Origin of the sequence: Lelliottia nimipressuralis (assembly GCF_041464075.1) — a bacterium.
GTDB lineage: Bacteria > Pseudomonadota > Gammaproteobacteria > Enterobacterales > Enterobacteriaceae > Enterobacter > Enterobacter nimipressuralis.
In genome coordinates this window covers 3,426,827-3,441,731 of the sequence record NZ_CP167172.1, presented here as the reverse complement: position 1 = coordinate 3,441,731, position 14,905 = coordinate 3,426,827, and the positions used below count along the sequence as shown (strand labels likewise).

At 53.2% G+C, this 14,905-nt stretch carries 10 protein-coding genes, 1 tRNA gene and 2 rRNA genes; 6 read left to right on the top strand and 7 right to left on the bottom strand.

Translation table 11 applies throughout. The features are described from left to right. Positions 1 to 21: 21 nt before the first annotated feature. The 4 genes from ACB496_RS16470 to ACB496_RS16455 all read left to right on the top strand — a co-directional run bounded on the left by ACB496_RS16470 (position 22) and on the right by ACB496_RS16455 (position 4,990). Positions 22 to 97, top strand: a tRNA-Glu gene (locus ACB496_RS16470). A 219-nt stretch (positions 98 to 316) separates the two neighbouring features. Further along, positions 317 to 3,223 (top strand): 23S ribosomal RNA (locus ACB496_RS16465). Between the two features lie 95 nt (positions 3,224 to 3,318). Further along, positions 3,319 to 3,434, top strand: a 5S ribosomal RNA gene (gene rrf, locus ACB496_RS16460). 260 nt (positions 3,435 to 3,694) lie between these two features. Beyond that, positions 3,695 to 4,990: an MFS transporter gene (locus ACB496_RS16455; RefSeq protein WP_371973084.1), complete on the top strand. Its 1,296-nt coding sequence runs from the start codon at positions 3,695 to 3,697 to the stop codon at positions 4,988 to 4,990. Here ACB496_RS16455 and ACB496_RS16450 read toward each other — a convergent pair. From ACB496_RS16450 to trxC, 5 genes are all read right to left on the bottom strand, one after another. Beyond that, positions 4,987 to 5,310: a YfiM family lipoprotein gene (locus ACB496_RS16450; protein WP_100779264.1), complete on the bottom strand. Its 324-nt coding sequence runs from the start codon at positions 5,308 to 5,310 to the stop codon at positions 4,987 to 4,989. The genes ACB496_RS16455 and ACB496_RS16450 overlap by 4 nt on opposite strands. A 44-nt stretch (positions 5,311 to 5,354) precedes the next feature. Continuing rightward, complete coding sequence (gene pssA, locus ACB496_RS16445; protein WP_100779265.1) at positions 5,355 to 6,710, bottom strand: CDP-diacylglycerol--serine O-phosphatidyltransferase; 1,356 nt, start codon at positions 6,708 to 6,710, stop codon at positions 5,355 to 5,357. A 110-nt stretch (positions 6,711 to 6,820) separates the two neighbouring features. After that, entirely contained in the window at positions 6,821 to 9,484 is a 2,664-nt protein-coding gene (locus ACB496_RS16440; protein WP_371973083.1) for a GNAT family N-acetyltransferase, read from the bottom strand. A gap of 35 nt (positions 9,485 to 9,519) precedes the next feature. After that, the gene (locus ACB496_RS16435) at positions 9,520 to 10,218 is read right to left on the bottom strand and encodes a tRNA-uridine aminocarboxypropyltransferase (protein ID WP_371973082.1); all 699 of its coding nucleotides are present in this window, start codon (positions 10,216 to 10,218) and stop codon (positions 9,520 to 9,522) included. Positions 10,219 to 10,287: 69 nt separating this feature from the next. Further along, the gene (gene trxC / locus ACB496_RS16430) at positions 10,288 to 10,707 is read right to left on the bottom strand and encodes a thioredoxin TrxC (RefSeq protein ID WP_100779268.1); all 420 of its coding nucleotides are present in this window, start codon (positions 10,705 to 10,707) and stop codon (positions 10,288 to 10,290) included. A 206-nt stretch (positions 10,708 to 10,913) separates the two neighbouring features. Between trxC and ACB496_RS16425 the strand changes: the two genes are divergently transcribed. Beyond that, the gene (locus tag ACB496_RS16425) at positions 10,914 to 12,011 is read left to right on the top strand and encodes a tRNA/rRNA methyltransferase (protein WP_102105001.1); all 1,098 of its coding nucleotides are present in this window, start codon (positions 10,914 to 10,916) and stop codon (positions 12,009 to 12,011) included. Positions 12,012 to 12,077: 66 nt separating this feature from the next. Here the strand turns inward: ACB496_RS16425 and ung are convergent, their stop codons facing one another. After that, positions 12,078 to 12,767: a uracil-DNA glycosylase gene (gene ung / locus ACB496_RS16420; RefSeq protein WP_102105000.1), complete on the bottom strand. Its 690-nt coding sequence runs from the start codon at positions 12,765 to 12,767 to the stop codon at positions 12,078 to 12,080. 314 nt (positions 12,768 to 13,081) lie between these two features. Between ung and grcA the strand changes: the two genes are divergently transcribed. Beyond that, on the top strand, positions 13,082 to 13,465 hold the full coding sequence (grcA, locus tag ACB496_RS16415; protein WP_100779271.1) for an autonomous glycyl radical cofactor GrcA: 384 nt from the start codon (positions 13,082 to 13,084) through the stop codon (positions 13,463 to 13,465). Positions 13,466 to 13,517: 52 nt separating this feature from the next. Here grcA and srmB read toward each other — a convergent pair whose 3' ends face one another. Beyond that, the gene (gene srmB / locus ACB496_RS16410; RefSeq protein WP_371973081.1) at positions 13,518 to 14,849 is read right to left on the bottom strand and encodes an ATP-dependent RNA helicase SrmB; all 1,332 of its coding nucleotides are present in this window, start codon (positions 14,847 to 14,849) and stop codon (positions 13,518 to 13,520) included. Positions 14,850 to 14,905: the final 56 nt, after the last annotated feature.

The window sequence follows — 14,905 nt, the reverse complement described above, 5'->3', positions numbered from 1 at the left end:
TCTTGCGATTGAGACTTCAGTGTCCCCTTCGTCTAGAGGCCCAGGACACCGCCCTTTCACGGCGGTAACAGGGGTTCGAATCCCCTAGGGGACGCCACTTGCTGGTTTGTGAGTGAAAGTCACCTGCCTTAATATCTCAAAACTGATTCTCAGGAATCATGTTTGAGATATTTGCTCTTTAAAAATCTGGATCAAGCTGAAAATTGAAACGACACACTGCGTCTGTTCTCCGTAATAAGAACAGAGTGACGGTGTGTTCGAGTCTCTCAAATTTTCGCGACACGATGATGTTTTACGAAACATCTTCGGGTTGTGAGGTTAAGCGACTAAGCGTACACGGTGGATGCCCTGGCAGTCAGAGGCGATGAAGGGCGTGCTAATCTGCGATAAGCGTCGGCGAGGTGATATGAACCTTTGACCCGGCGATACCCGAATGGGGAAACCCAGTGTGTTCCGACACACTATCATGTCATGAATACATAGTGGCATGAGGCGAACCGGGGGAACTGAAACATCTAAGTACCCCGAGGAAAAGAAATCAACCGAGATTCCCCCAGTAGCGGCGAGCGAACGGGGAGGAGCCCAGAGTCTGAATCAGCGCGTGTGTTAGTGGAACGGTCTGGAAAGTCCGGCGATACAGGGTGACAGCCCCGTACACAAAAATGCACACGCTGTGAACTCGAAGAGTAGGGCGGGACACGTGGTATCCTGTCTGAATATGGGGGGACCATCCTCCAAGGCTAAATACTCCTGACTGACCGATAGTGAACCAGTACCGTGAGGGAAAGGCGAAAAGAACCCCGGCGAGGGGAGTGAAAAAGAACCTGAAACCGTGTACGTACAAGCAGTGGGAGCCTCTTTTATGGGGTGACTGCGTACCTTTTGTATAATGGGTCAGCGACTTATATTCTGTAGCAAGGTTAACCGTATAGGGGAGCCGAAGGGAAACCGAGTCTTAACTGGGCGTTAAGTTGCAGGGTATAGACCCGAAACCCGGTGATCTAGCCATGGGCAGGTTGAAGGTTGGGTAACACTAACTGGAGGACCGAACCGACTAATGTTGAAAAATTAGCGGATGACTTGTGGCTGGGGGTGAAAGGCCAATCAAACCGGGAGATAGCTGGTTCTCCCCGAAAGCTATTTAGGTAGCGCCTCGTGAACTCATCTTCGGGGGTAGAGCACTGTTTCGGCTAGGGGGCCATCCCGGCTTACCAACCCGATGCAAACTACGAATACCGAAGAATGTTATCACGGGAGACACACGGCGGGTGCTAACGTCCGTCGTGAAGAGGGAAACAACCCAGACCGCCAGCTAAGGTCCCAAAGTCATGGTTAAGTGGGAAACGATGTGGGAAGGCACAGACAGCCAGGATGTTGGCTTAGAAGCAGCCATCATTTAAAGAAAGCGTAATAGCTCACTGGTCGAGTCGGCCTGCGCGGAAGATGTAACGGGGCTAAACCATGCACCGAAGCTGCGGCAGCGACACTTAGGTGTTGTTGGGTAGGGGAGCGTTCTGTAAGCCGTTGAAGGTGTGCTGTGAGGCATGCTGGAGGTATCAGAAGTGCGAATGCTGACATAAGTAACGATAAAGCGGGTGAAAAGCCCGCTCGCCGGAAGACCAAGGGTTCCTGTCCAACGTTAATCGGGGCAGGGTGAGTCGACCCCTAAGGCGAGGCCGAAAGGCGTAGTCGATGGGAAACAGGTTAATATTCCTGTACTTGGTGTTACTGCGAAGGGGGGACGGAGAAGGCTATGTTAGCCGGGCGACGGTTGTCCCGGTTTAAGCATGTAGGCGGAGGTTCCAGGTAAATCCGGTACCTTTTTAACGCTGAGGTGTGATGACGAGGCACTACGGTGCTGAAGTAACAAATGCCCTGCTTCCAGGAAAAGCCTCTAAGCATCAGGTAACATCAAATCGTACCCCAAACCGACACAGGTGGTCAGGTAGAGAATACCAAGGCGCTTGAGAGAACTCGGGTGAAGGAACTAGGCAAAATGGTGCCGTAACTTCGGGAGAAGGCACGCTGGTGTGTAGGTGAAGTCCCTGCGGACGGAGCTGAAACCAGTCGAAGATACCAGCTGGCTGCAACTGTTTATTAAAAACACAGCACTGTGCAAACACGAAAGTGGACGTATACGGTGTGACGCCTGCCCGGTGCCGGAAGGTTAATTGATGGGGTTAGCGGCAACGCGAAGCTCTTGATCGAAGCCCCGGTAAACGGCGGCCGTAACTATAACGGTCCTAAGGTAGCGAAATTCCTTGTCGGGTAAGTTCCGACCTGCACGAATGGCGTAATGATGGCCAGGCTGTCTCCACCCGAGACTCAGTGAAATTGAACTCGCTGTGAAGATGCAGTGTACCCGCGGCAAGACGGAAAGACCCCGTGAACCTTTACTATAGCTTGACACTGAACACTGGTCCTTGATGTGTAGGATAGGTGGGAGGCTTTGAAGCGTGGACGCCAGTCTGCGTGGAGCCAACCTTGAAATACCACCCTTTAATGGCTGGTGTTCTAACGTAGACCCGTAATCCGGGTTGCGGACAGTGTCTGGTGGGTAGTTTGACTGGGGCGGTCTCCTCCTAAAGAGTAACGGAGGAGCACGAAGGTTAGCTAATCCTGGTCGGACATCAGGAGGTTAGTGCAATGGCATAAGCTAGCTTGACTGCGAGAGTGACGGCTCGAGCAGGTGCGAAAGCAGGTCATAGTGATCCGGTGGTTCTGAATGGAAGGGCCATCGCTCAACGGATAAAAGGTACTCCGGGGATAACAGGCTGATACCGCCCAAGAGTTCATATCGACGGCGGTGTTTGGCACCTCGATGTCGGCTCATCACATCCTGGGGCTGAAGTAGGTCCCAAGGGTACGGCTGTTCGCCGTTTAAAGTGGTACGCGAGCTGGGTTTAGAACGTCGTGAGACAGTTCGGTCCCTATCTGCCGTGGGCGCTGGAGAATTGAGGGGGGCTGCTCCTAGTACGAGAGGACCGGAGTGGACGCATCACTGGTGTTCGGGTTGTCATGCCAATGGCATTGCCCGGTAGCTAAATGCGGAAAAGATAAGTGCTGAAAGCATCTAAGCACGAAACTTGCCCCGAGATGAGTTCTCCCTGACTCCTTGAGAGTCCTGAAGGAACGTTGAAGACTACGACGTTGATAGGCTGGGTGTGTAAGTGCAGCGATGTATTGAGCTAACCAGTACTAATGAACCGTGAGGCTTAACCTTACAACGCCGAAGATGTTTTGGCGAAGCAGAGACAGACGATTTTCAGCTGATACAGATTAATTGATACGCAGAGATGCGTGTTGATACAGAATTTGCCTGGCGGCTTTAGCGCGGTGGTCCCACCTGACCCCATGCCGAACTCAGAAGTGAAACGCCGTAGCGCCGATGGTAGTGTGGGGTCTCCCCATGTGAGAGTAGGGAACTGCCAGGCATCAAACAAGTGAAAAGGCCATCCGCAAGGATGGCCTTTTTGCGTTTTTGTCCTTTCTTGTTTAATCCTCTGTTTCCCTCCGTGAAACTTTCTCACCACTCGGTTCCGTTCCTGGTATTCCTCCTAATCGATTACCCTGCTAAGTAAATGTGTGATTCAAATCACAATGTTAAATATAACAAAAATATAACATTTCATTTACTAAATGATTGGATGTTAGCGTCCAACACGCTTAAGTCTTATGGCAGGAGCACACTTAAATGACCGAAGGTATCACATTGCACGGGACGCTGGCTGACAGCGATACCCGGCGCAGAGTATGGGCGATTGTCAGCGCGTCATCCGGCAACCTGGTCGAATGGTTCGACTTCTACGTTTACTCGTTTTGTTCCCTCTATTTTGCTCATATCTTTTTTCCGTCCGGCAACACGACTACCCAGTTGCTCCAAACCGCAGGGGTATTTGCTGCAGGATTTCTGATGCGTCCAATTGGCGGCTGGCTGTTTGGCCGAATTGCAGACAGACAAGGGCGTAAAACCTCAATGCTGATCTCTGTCTGCATGATGTGCCTCGGATCGCTGGTGATTGCCTGTCTGCCGGGATATGACACGATCGGGACGTGGGCACCCGCGTTGTTATTACTGGCTCGATTGTTCCAGGGCCTTTCAGTCGGCGGTGAATACGGTACAAGTGCTACTTATATGAGTGAAGTTGCTGTGGAAGGGCGGAAAGGTTTTTACGCCTCCTTCCAGTACGTCACACTGATCGGCGGGCAGCTGCTGGCTATTTTAGTGGTAGTTGTTCTGCAGCAGGTGCTGACGGATGAGCAATTGCATTCTTGGGGATGGCGCATACCTTTTGCAATGGGAGCGGTTCTGGCGGTCGTGGCTCTGTGGCTGCGCCGACAGCTTGATGAAACCTCGCAAAAAGAGGTGAGGGCGCTGAAAGAAGCAGGTTCGTTGAAAGGGTTATGGCGTAACCGAAAAGCCTTTGTCATGGTGTTAGGGTTTACCGCTGGCGGTTCGCTGAGCTTTTACACGTTCACCACTTATATGCAAAAGTACCTGGTGAATACCACCGGGATGCATGCCAATGTGGCCAGTATCGTCATGACGGCGGCCTTATTTGTGTTCATGCTGATTCAGCCATTGATTGGCGCACTGTCAGACAGAATCGGGCGGCGGACATCCATGCTCATCTTTGGTGGGTTATCCGCGCTTTGTACAGTCCCAATCTTGTCCGCGCTGCAACATGTATCATCTCCCTATGCAGCCTTCGCACTTGTGATGGTGGCGATGATTATCGTGAGTTTTTACACGTCGATAAGCGGAATATTGAAAGCAGAGATGTTCCCTGCTCAGGTCCGCGCTCTGGGAGTGGGATTGTCGTATGCGGTTGCTAATGCACTCTTCGGCGGTTCGGCAGAATATGTCGCGTTAACACTGAAATCGGTAGGCAGTGAAAACACCTTTTTCTGGTATGTCACCGTCATGGGGGCGTTGGCGTTTATTGTCTCACTGATGCTACACCGCAAGGGGAAAGGCATTCGTCTTTAATAATGTGCCAGTTGCCACACCGCATAGCCGGTGGTGGCACCGGCAACATCCCAGGCAAAATCTTTCCAGCTCCAGCCGCTCCCTGCAGGGCGGCTGTCCCATAACTCTTTCGAGGCACCCAGACTGACGGAGAACATGAATCCGTAAACGGCGCTGCGATCGCGGCTCACACCCTGGTGCTGCGCGTATTCATTACCGGCGGCGGAAAGCATCGCTGAGGCGATAAAGTGCTGGGCTTTATCCTGACCCTGCCAGCTGTCATTAGCCATATGACTGCAGCCTGAAAGTAATAGGGAAATGAGCAGGAGCAAAACGCGCATAACAGACTCCAAAAAAAAGCCCCGTCACTGACAGGGCCTGGTCGTTACAGAATGCGGCTAATCAGACGGTCAATACGAATACGGCGTAAACGGCGGATAAGCTTACGCACTTTCACCGGGTAGTCCGCAATGCTTTGCAGATCGCGGTAATGGCGAACGGTAGTCGTATGGGTACGAATCAGCTCAAGTTCACGTTCACGCTGGGCTGAAAGCTCATGTCGCGGATCGTGGATCAGAATGGCGTTTTCCAGATCCAGGCGCCAGGCGCGCGGGTTGAGGTTATTCCCGGTCAGCAGCATCCAGTCATCATCAACCCACATCCCCTTCAAATGATAGCTGTTGTCTTCGTCTTTCCAGAGGCGCACCACCAGTTGATCGGTGTTGACGTAATACTGCAGGCGGCTCAGGAAGCGACGCAGGTTGATTTCATAAAGATAGGGCAACGCACCGATAATTTTGAACGGCTGATCTTCCGGAATAAAGAAGTCGTTCGCGGTTTTATCCCCAACGATGATTTCGACTTTTTTACCATCGCGCAGCAGCTGGATAATATTACGCACCAGGATTGCCGGTAAGTTGAAGTACGGCGTACAGATCGTCAGCTTCTGCTCAGTACACGGCATCAGATGATAGATGGTCTTGTTCAGCAGGCTGGATTTTCCCAGCCCGACCAGTGGCGTAACGGACAGCTGTTCATTATTTGCGTCTCCCTGGAAATGATAAACCGCATCGCGCAATTCCTGACGGAAAAGGCGGATGTCGTTTTTGATTTCCGGGCTTTTTGGACGATTCGGATCGTCAAGACGATTGACGCCACGACCATGAACCAGGTTTTGATCGACCCAGTTAAACATGATGTCCGCCATCTGCGCATTGCGAATCAGATGGTAGCGGTCGTAGCGATACTTATCGAGCTGATGCAAGTAAACGTCATTGAGGCTGGCGCCGCTGTACAGCACGCTGTCATCAATGATGAATCCTTTGAAATGCAGAACGCCCAGGGCTTCGCGCGTATTGACAGGAACACCATACACACGGACGTCAACGCCTGGGTTTTCCTGTGCCATACGGCAGTACCAGTCGGCATTGGTGTTGGATGCGGCAGCGCCAATTCGGCCACGCTGCGCACGGTGCCAGTCAACCAGTATACGAACGTCCAGTTCCGGGCGCTGGCGTTTAGCTTCATAGACCGCGCTTAAAATTGCGCGTCCACCTTCATCCTGTTCGAGATAAAGCGCCACAATGCAAATACGTTGCGTGGCACTCGCAATCTTTTCCAGAAGCGTCTCCCTGAAATGGGCGGGAGCATAAAAGAACTCGACATCATCAACTGACTGAGAAATCTTCGGTAGTTGAGCAAGGTGTTGTTGATGTTTATTACGCTTAAATTTTGACAACATCACAGTGCGTATCTTCTCTGTTCATTGAAGGGTTATCTGGCATCTGCAGACAACATAAGCGGACAATGATACCACCAGAACTGACGAAAGTGGTCAACATTTCCAGTACCTTACTCTTGAGCAGACGTCGATGCCAGGCGGAGCGAGAGGGCGACAATTCCCTCATCCAGCTGAATATCTACGTCGAATCCGAGTTTACGCGCCAGGGTAATCATGCCGCGGTTATTCGGCATAGTAATGCCATTCAGGCAGAGCAAACCGTGATCTCGGGTATAGCCAATCAGTTTTTCCAGTAAACGCCGACCGAGACCAAGGCCTTTCAGATCGGAGCGGACCAGCACGGCAAACTCGGCATCCACGTTGTCAGGATCGGAAATTGCCCGCGTGACACCCAGGATCTCATCACCTTCATCACGATGGCGAATAGCAACAAATGCCATTTCCCGATCGTAGTCGATCTGGGTCATATTGGCTAAATCTTCATGGGTAAATTCGCTGATTTCGCTAAAGTAGCGATAGTACAAATCTTCTTTTGTCACCTGAGCGATAAAGGCTCGCAGCTGCGGTTCATCTTCGGGCAGGATCGGGCGAAACAGCACCTGCTCGCCATTTTTCATCTCCACCCACTCTTCCAGTTGCAGAGGATACGGGCGAATGGCCAGTCTGCTTTCGCGATCACCTGTAAAGGGCGCGATATCCAGTGTGACATCCAGGGCGATAAATTCATTGCCCGACGCCAGCAGCGGATGAATATCCAGCCGCTGAATCTCAGCACAATCGACGATCAGGTTAGAGACCTGGACCAGAAACTGGCTCAGCCCGATAATATCTAAAGGCTGGAGCGCGCTGCGACCGCGGATCTTTTTGCTCTTAATGGCCTGAATCACCAGATAACGAGCCAGATTCATGTTCAACGGCGGCAGGGCAACCACGGCCTGTTCTGCCGGTCGCCACTCCACACCGCCTTCACCCAGCATAATCAACGGGCCAAAGACCGGATCGTGTTCAACCACGACTCGTAATTCCTGCGCTCCGGCGCGATTCGCCATGCTCTGTACCAGAAGCCCGTGAACTCGCGCCTGCGGCCAGGCCATTTTTACGCGATCAAAAATCGCCTCGGCGGCCTGCTGCACTTCCGCCGCGGTGCGCAGATAAAGCATTACCCCCTGCACATCCGACTTATGCGGAATATCTGGCGAACGCAGTTTTAACGCCACCGGATAACCAATCTGTTCGGCAATATGCACCGCCTCGGCGCTGTCGCTCGCAATCCAGGTGGGTAAAGTCTGCATACCATAGGCATCCAGAATGGGGCGTACTTCATGGGTATCCAGAGAAGACGCACCGTCCTCAATGGCCTGGCGTAACAGGTTGTGCGCTTCGGTCGCATTAGCGGCCAGATTGCCGGGCAATGCGGGCGTTTCACGCAGTTGCTTTTGGTTGCGGCGGTACTCCACCATGTGCATAAACGCAGTAATGGTGCCTTCCGGCGTGCGGTAGGTGGGCAGTCCTGCCTCGCTGAACAAACGCCGTGCTTCCTGAGAGGAGTATTCTCCGCACCAGTTGGTTAACAGCGTGACATATTTGCCACGTGGATGGTTTTTGACGGCATCAATCAGCGCGCGTGCGCTTTGACTACCGGGAGCGACGGCGCTGGGGGAATGAATCACCATCAGCGCGTCAAAATCCTGGCTATCCAGCAACAGGGAGATAGCGTTGATATAGCGCTCGCTACTGGCATCATCCCGCAGATCCAGCGGGTTTCCCGGCGTGACGCTGGCAGGCAGTGCTTCTTTAAGCCGCTGAATGGTCTCATCACTCAGGGTGGCAAGTTTCCCGTTACGCAACCACAGCTCATCGAGGGCGAGCGCTGCGGGGGCCGCACCGTTACTTAAAATCATCAGCCTTTCGCCACGCAACGGGCGCATATGGCTCAGGGTTTCTACGGCCGAGAAAAGCTCATGGGTATCCTGCACGCGCAGCAAACCAGCGCGCTGAATGGCCGCATCCCAGGCCGGGTCCATGCCTGAGTGAGAGTGCAACAATTTCTGCGCTGCGGGACTACGGCCACTTTTGATCACCAGAATCGGTTTATTACGTGATGCGCTACGCGCAGCAGAAACAAAACGCCGGGCATCAGTCAAGTGTTCCAGATAGAGAAGTATCGCGCTGGTTTTACTGTCGCGCGCGAGGAAATCGAGCAGCTCGTCGACATCAATATCCAGGCTATCGCCCAGCGCGATGAAATATGAAAAGCCCATTTCACGCTGCTGCGCCCAGTCAAGAATAGTGTTGGACACGGCGGCAGACTGAGAGATAAACGCCAGTTTACCTTTTCGAATCGGCACAGGAGAAAAGCTGGCATTAAGTCCCTGCCACGGCGCCAGCAATCCCAGACTATTAGGCCCAAGCAAACGCATCTGGTACCGGCTCGCGCTAGCCAGCAGTTCGGCCTGCTGTTCTGGCGGCGAAGAGAGAATAATGCAGGTTTTACAACCTTTCTCACCCAGCGCGTCGAGCAGGGCGAGATTGCGTTTGGCGTGCGTACACAGGATGGCAAGATCGGGGACAAACGGCAGGCTCTGTATGTCCGGCCAGGCGAGGACGCCCTGAACGGCTTTATAAGCGGGAGTGACAGGCATGACAGGGCCATTAAAGCCCCCGGCTAGCAGGTTGCGCATCATTAAATATCCGGCGCGATCGGGCTTCATTGAGGCTCCGATCACGGCGATGGATTTAGGGCGGAGTAGCGCTTCTAGCCCTCGCTGGCTCATACAAGTCTCCTGTTAACGCGAGTGACCTGATGATTTTAAACGCTTTCCGGCTCTTCTGCTGTGATGCTGGCCTGATGTGTGGGTTTTCCTGCCAGGTAACGCTCGCGGAAACAGGAAAAATGGCGGCCCAGGGCGCTGGCAGCCTCGGTGTCATTCGCCAGATCTAACAGGGCGATAGCCACCTCCGCCGTACAATATTGTCCCTCGGCATGGGCTTCACGCAGCCGATAGGCTGACACGCGGGACAGATCGACGGAGATCACCGGCAGTGCATCCAGATACGGGCTTTTGCGGAACATTTTTCGCGCTTCGGTCCAGGTACCGTCCAGCATAATAAACAGCGGCGGTTTGCCGGTGGGCGGCGCGGAGATTACCTTGCGGCTTTCACCGGCATAGGAGGCGGGAAACACCACCATGGGTTGATAATCGGTACTGGCGACCAGATCGAGCAGTGCCTGCGGCGGCTCGGTGCGGGACCACTGAAACGCGGCCGTATTCGGCAGAATATCGGCGATTAACCGTCCGGTATTGCTGGGTTTCATCGGCTCGGTGTCAAACATCACCAGGCAGAAACGGCTCTGTGCGTGGCTCGCAGCCAGCGTCTCACACAGACACTGTTTTAGCGGCAACAGGCAGCGCTGGCAGCGACGAATGCGGTTGCCACGGGCAAGAAAAGGGCGGGTCGCACGCGCCAGGCGTTCGGCGCGCAATTGAAGTACGGCGTTATCAGTCATGGAAGAGGCGCAGAAAAAACGCCATTCTCGCAGAGGGAACAGCGGGGCACAAGCAGTGCCCCGTGATTGTCAGAGCGTTTCGTTCAGCCAGCTTTCGAAAGGTGCCTTTGGTACGGCACCGTTGAGCATATCCACGACTTCACCCTTTTTGAAAATCATGATGGTGGGAATGCTGCGAATACGGAATCGTGCACTCAGCTCGCGTTCCGCTTCTGTATTGACCTTCACAAAGCGCATTTTACCGCTGCGCTCTTCGGCGACATCTTCAAAAATAGGCGCAAAGTTACGGCATGGGCCGCACCAGGGTGCCCAGAAGTCCACGACTACCGGCAGATCGTCTTTCAGTAATTTATCGAGGGTTTCACCGGTTGCGTTAATCACGTCGCCATCGAAAAGCTCATGACCGCAACGCCCGCATTTCGCTCCATCATCAATTCGGTCATCCGGAATGCGATTGAGAGCCTGGCAGTTGGCACATACGGTATTCATAACTAACCTCTGATAGAGCAGTGGGACAAAGCGGCAAAGTGCCGATAATGTTTCTGATATGTTACATATTATCATTGAGCTTGTTTGAAACGACAATGCGTTTTATTCAATGGGAACAATAGTCACAGGCTTTTGTATGAAATAATGGCTATGCGCTGACACATCGGGTAATCTGCGCGCTTCGCGCAGCGCTGGTGGAGAAAAGCATGAACGACGAACTGAAGAATAAAAGCGGCAAGGTCAAAGTGATGTATGTCCGCAGTGATGATGATTCTGACAAACGCACCCAAAATCCGCGTACCGGAAAGGGTGGGGGCCGTCCGGGACCATCTCGTGCAGACGGTGGCCGTCGCCCCGCCCGCGATGACAGAAATAACCGCGGTGATGACCGCAAACGTGATGACCGTAAGCGTGACGATCGCCGTCGCGATGACCGTCCACGCGATGATTTCCCTCGTGATGCATCCCCTTGGCGCACCGTTTCCCGTGCACCGGGTGAAGAGGCACCGGCAAAAGCCGATCACGGCGGAATCAGTGGTAAGAGCTTTATCGATCCGGAAGTCCTGCGCCGTCAACGCGCAGAAGAGACCCGCGTCTATGGCGAGAACGCCTGTCAGGCCCTGTTCCAGAGCCGTCCTGAATGCATCGTTCGCGCCTGGTTTATCCAGAGCGTCACGCCGCGTTTCAAAGAGGCCCTGCGCTGGATGGCAGCAAACCGTAAAGCCTACCATGTGGTAGATGATGCGGAGCTGACCAAAGCATCCGGTACTGAACATCACGGCGGCGTCTGCTTCCTGATCAAAAAACGTAACGGCACCACGGTGCAGCAATGGGTCAGCCAGGCTGATGCCGATGACTGCGTACTGGCACTGGAAGATGTGGGCAACCCGCACAACCTGGGTGCGATGATGCGTAGCTGCGCCCATTTCGGCGTGAAAGGTGTGTTGTTGCAGGATGCGGCGATTGTCGAATCCGGTGCCGCGATTCGTACAGCCGAAGGCGGTGCGGAACATGTGCAGCCGATTACTGGCGAAAGCGTTCTGGATGCCATCGAAGAGTTCCGCCAGGCGGGTTACTCCATCGTGACCACCTCCAGCCATAAAGGTACGCCGCTGTTCAAAGCGACGCTGCCGCGCAAAATGGTATTGGTACTGGGTCAAGAACGTGATGGTCTGTCCGATGCCGCGCTCTCTACTGCCGACCTGAGCGTCTCAATCGACGGAACAGGTAAAGTAGAAAGCCTCAACGTTTCCGTTGCAACCGGCGTCCTGCTGGCTGAATGGTGGCGTCAGAACAAAGCATAATATTGCCTTGTCTACAATTATGCCCGGTGATAGCCGGGCATAATTATTTTTATCCCTTCCGAAAAATCACTCGCTTTCAGCCGGTAACACGGGCATCCAGTCGATTGGCGCTTCATTGCGTTTTTTCAGCCATTCATTGGTCAGAACAAAGTGGTTACAGCCAAAAAATCCGCGGTGAGCTGACAGTGGAGAGGGATGCGGCGCTTTCAGAACATGATGACGCTGGGCATCGATAATCGCCCCTTTCTTCTGCGCATGTGCGCCCCACAGTAAAAACACCACGCCTTCACAATGTTCATTGATAAGGCTGATGACTTTATCCGTAAAGGTCTCCCAGCCCAGGCTGGCGTGTGAGTGAGCTTGTCCCGCGCGAACCGTTAACACGGTATTGAGCAGAAGCACCCCTTGACGCGCCCAGCTTTCAAGATAACCGTGCGCCGGACGACTAAAGCCTGGCATCGATCCTTCCAGCTCTTTATACATATTCAGCAGGGAAGGGGGTGTTGCGATCCCAGGACGAACCGAAAATGCCAGACCGTGCGCCTGTCCAGGGCCGTGGTAGGGATCCTGACCCAGAATGACCACTTTCACATCATTCAGTTCGGTGTAACGAAAGGCATTAAACACATCCTTCTGGGGAGGATAGATCGTTTGACCGGATTGCCGCTCCTGCGCAACGGTACTGAGCGTATTCACAAAATAAGGCTGTTGCTTTTCGTCTGCCAGCACGTCATGCCATGTCAAAGGGGTCGTCATCATGCTCTCCTGCATATCTCAATTGCGCCTAGCTTAACCCTTTCAGGGAAGGGAGCAATATTTCGCGCGACATTTACAGCTAAGTCTTTCAATTTTATTTGAAAGACTCAAATCAGGGCAGGAAATCGGCTCTGTAAAATTGATCTGAAACAACAAAATCAAACCACACTATTTGTGTGGTTGCGGTTTTTGTTGATTTAAATCAAAGAATCATGGGGTGCCGGCTGATATATATACACTCAAGCAACAATGGTTTTACCAATTGGCCGCGAGAGGCCGACATTCATTAATTAATGTAGCCCTGGAGGCATGACATGATTACAGGTATCCAAATTACTAAAGCTGCAAACGACGACCTGCTGAACTCTTTCTGGCTGCTGGACAGCGAAAAAGGCGAAGCACGTTGTGTGGTTGCGAAAGCCGGTTTTGCTGAAGACGAAATCGTTCCGGTCAACAAACTGGGTGAAATCGAATACCGCGAGATCCCAATGGACATCCAGCCGGAAGTTCGCGTGGAAGGCGGTCAGCACCTGAACGTTAACGTTCTGCGTCGTGAAACCCTGGAAGATGCGGTTAAGAACCCAGAAAAATACCCGCAGCTGACTATCCGTGTTTCTGGCTACGCGGTACGCTTCAACTCTCTGACCCCTGAACAGCAGCGTGACGTTATCGCGCGTACCTTTACTGAAAGTCTGTAAGTCTTGAGGTTTTGGGGGAATAAAAAAGCCGGGTGATTAACCCGGCTTTTTTTTACTCTTCGTTCTGCGACGTTGGCGGCGTACCGCTTGGCTTACGGCGCTTACCAATGTTTTTTGCATCGCGATGGCGGTTCTTCACGCGCGGCTTCTCTTTCGCTTGCTCTTTTTTCTTCTCTTCGCGTTTTGCGAGCACTTTCTTGGACGGTTTGCCCGTCATCTTCTCGCTCGGTGGGCGCGTGGTTGGACGCAGTTCGTCAATGACGCGAGCTTTCAATGGCTCTTCGATATAGCGGCCAACTTTCAGCAGCAGCATGTAGTCGTGTGCTTCTACCAGCGAGATAGCGATCCCTTTACGACCCGCACGGCCGGTACGACCGATACGGTGCAGGTAGGTGTCACCGGTACGCGGCATGTCAAAGTTAATGACATGGCTGACATCAGGGATATCGATACCGCGCGCTGCGACGTCGGTGGCAACCAGCACATTGACGCGACCTTCAGTCAGACGCTTAATCCCCTCGGTACGCTTCACCTGAGGCATATCGCCTTCAAGATAGCAGTTATCGATACCGGCTGAACGCAGCATGTTCGCCAGCTCATGCACACGCTCGCGCTTACGCACAAACACGATGGTACGGGTGGTATCATCTTGTTTCAGAAGATGTTTCAGCAGCTCGACTTTGTGCTCAAGGTTATCGGCACGGTAATACCACTGGTGAATCTTTTTGCGCTCGCGCGTGGATGGCGTCGCAGATACTTCCGCTGGTTCGTTGAGCAGACGCTCAGCGAAGTCTTTAATTGCATCACCTTCCAGGGTGGCGGAGAACAGCATCGTCTGTTTGCGCCAGCGCGTTTCGCCCGCAATGTGTTCGATGTCCTGCGCAAAACCGAGTTCGAGCATGCGGTCAGCTTCATCGAGGATCAGCGTTTCCACCGCACGGCAGTCAAAGTTTTCTTCTTTGATGTACTGCATCAGGCGTCCGGTTGTCGCCACCACGATATCCTGGTTCTCACTGAACACTTCGGCGTGGTTCATATAGGCAACACCGCCGGTGATGGTGGCGATATCCAGATGCGTATTCGCGGCCAGTTCACGCGCATGTTCTGCCACCTGCACGGCCAGTTCACGTGTTGGGGTCAGGATAAGAATGCGCGGTGGGCCAGATTTCTTGCGAGGGAAATCGATCAGATGCTGCAAGACGGGCAGCAGGTATGCCGCCGTTTTACCGGTGCCTGTCGGCGCAGAACCGAGTACATCACGGCCTTCTAACGCAGGCGGAATAGCAGCCGCCTGGATGGCAGTTGGGCGTGTGAAGCCTTTATTCTGGAGAGCTTCCAGCAGGCACTCATCGAGTTCAAGTTCGGAAAAAGTCGTTACAGTCATGTTCTACCTCTGTGTGGGGCGCTGATTATAGACGTTATGGCTGCAATCTTCATCTG

What these genes read in the sequence shown, in the direction of transcription:
- ACB496_RS16455 (WP_371973084.1), top strand. Translation starts at nt 3,695, where the DNA reads ATGACCGAAGGTATCACATTGCACGGGACGCTGGCTGACAGCGATACC.
- ACB496_RS16450 (WP_100779264.1), bottom strand. Translation starts at nt 5,310, where the DNA reads ATGCGCGTTTTGCTCCTGCTCATTTCCCTATTACTTTCAGGCTGCAGT.
- pssA (WP_100779265.1), bottom strand. Translation starts at nt 6,710, where the DNA reads ATGTTGTCAAAATTTAAGCGTAATAAACATCAACAACACCTTGCTCAA.
- ACB496_RS16440 (WP_371973083.1), bottom strand. Translation starts at nt 9,484, where the DNA reads ATGAGCCAGCGAGGGCTAGAAGCGCTACTCCGCCCTAAATCCATCGCC.
- ACB496_RS16435 (WP_371973082.1), bottom strand. Translation starts at nt 10,218, where the DNA reads ATGACTGATAACGCCGTACTTCAATTGCGCGCCGAACGCCTGGCGCGT.
- trxC (WP_100779268.1), bottom strand. Translation starts at nt 10,707, where the DNA reads ATGAATACCGTATGTGCCAACTGCCAGGCTCTCAATCGCATTCCGGAT.
- ACB496_RS16425 (WP_102105001.1), top strand. Translation starts at nt 10,914, where the DNA reads ATGAACGACGAACTGAAGAATAAAAGCGGCAAGGTCAAAGTGATGTAT.
- ung (WP_102105000.1), bottom strand. Translation starts at nt 12,767, where the DNA reads ATGACGACCCCTTTGACATGGCATGACGTGCTGGCAGACGAAAAGCAA.
- grcA (WP_100779271.1), top strand. Translation starts at nt 13,082, where the DNA reads ATGATTACAGGTATCCAAATTACTAAAGCTGCAAACGACGACCTGCTG.
- srmB (WP_371973081.1), bottom strand. Translation starts at nt 14,849, where the DNA reads ATGACTGTAACGACTTTTTCCGAACTTGAACTCGATGAGTGCCTGCTG.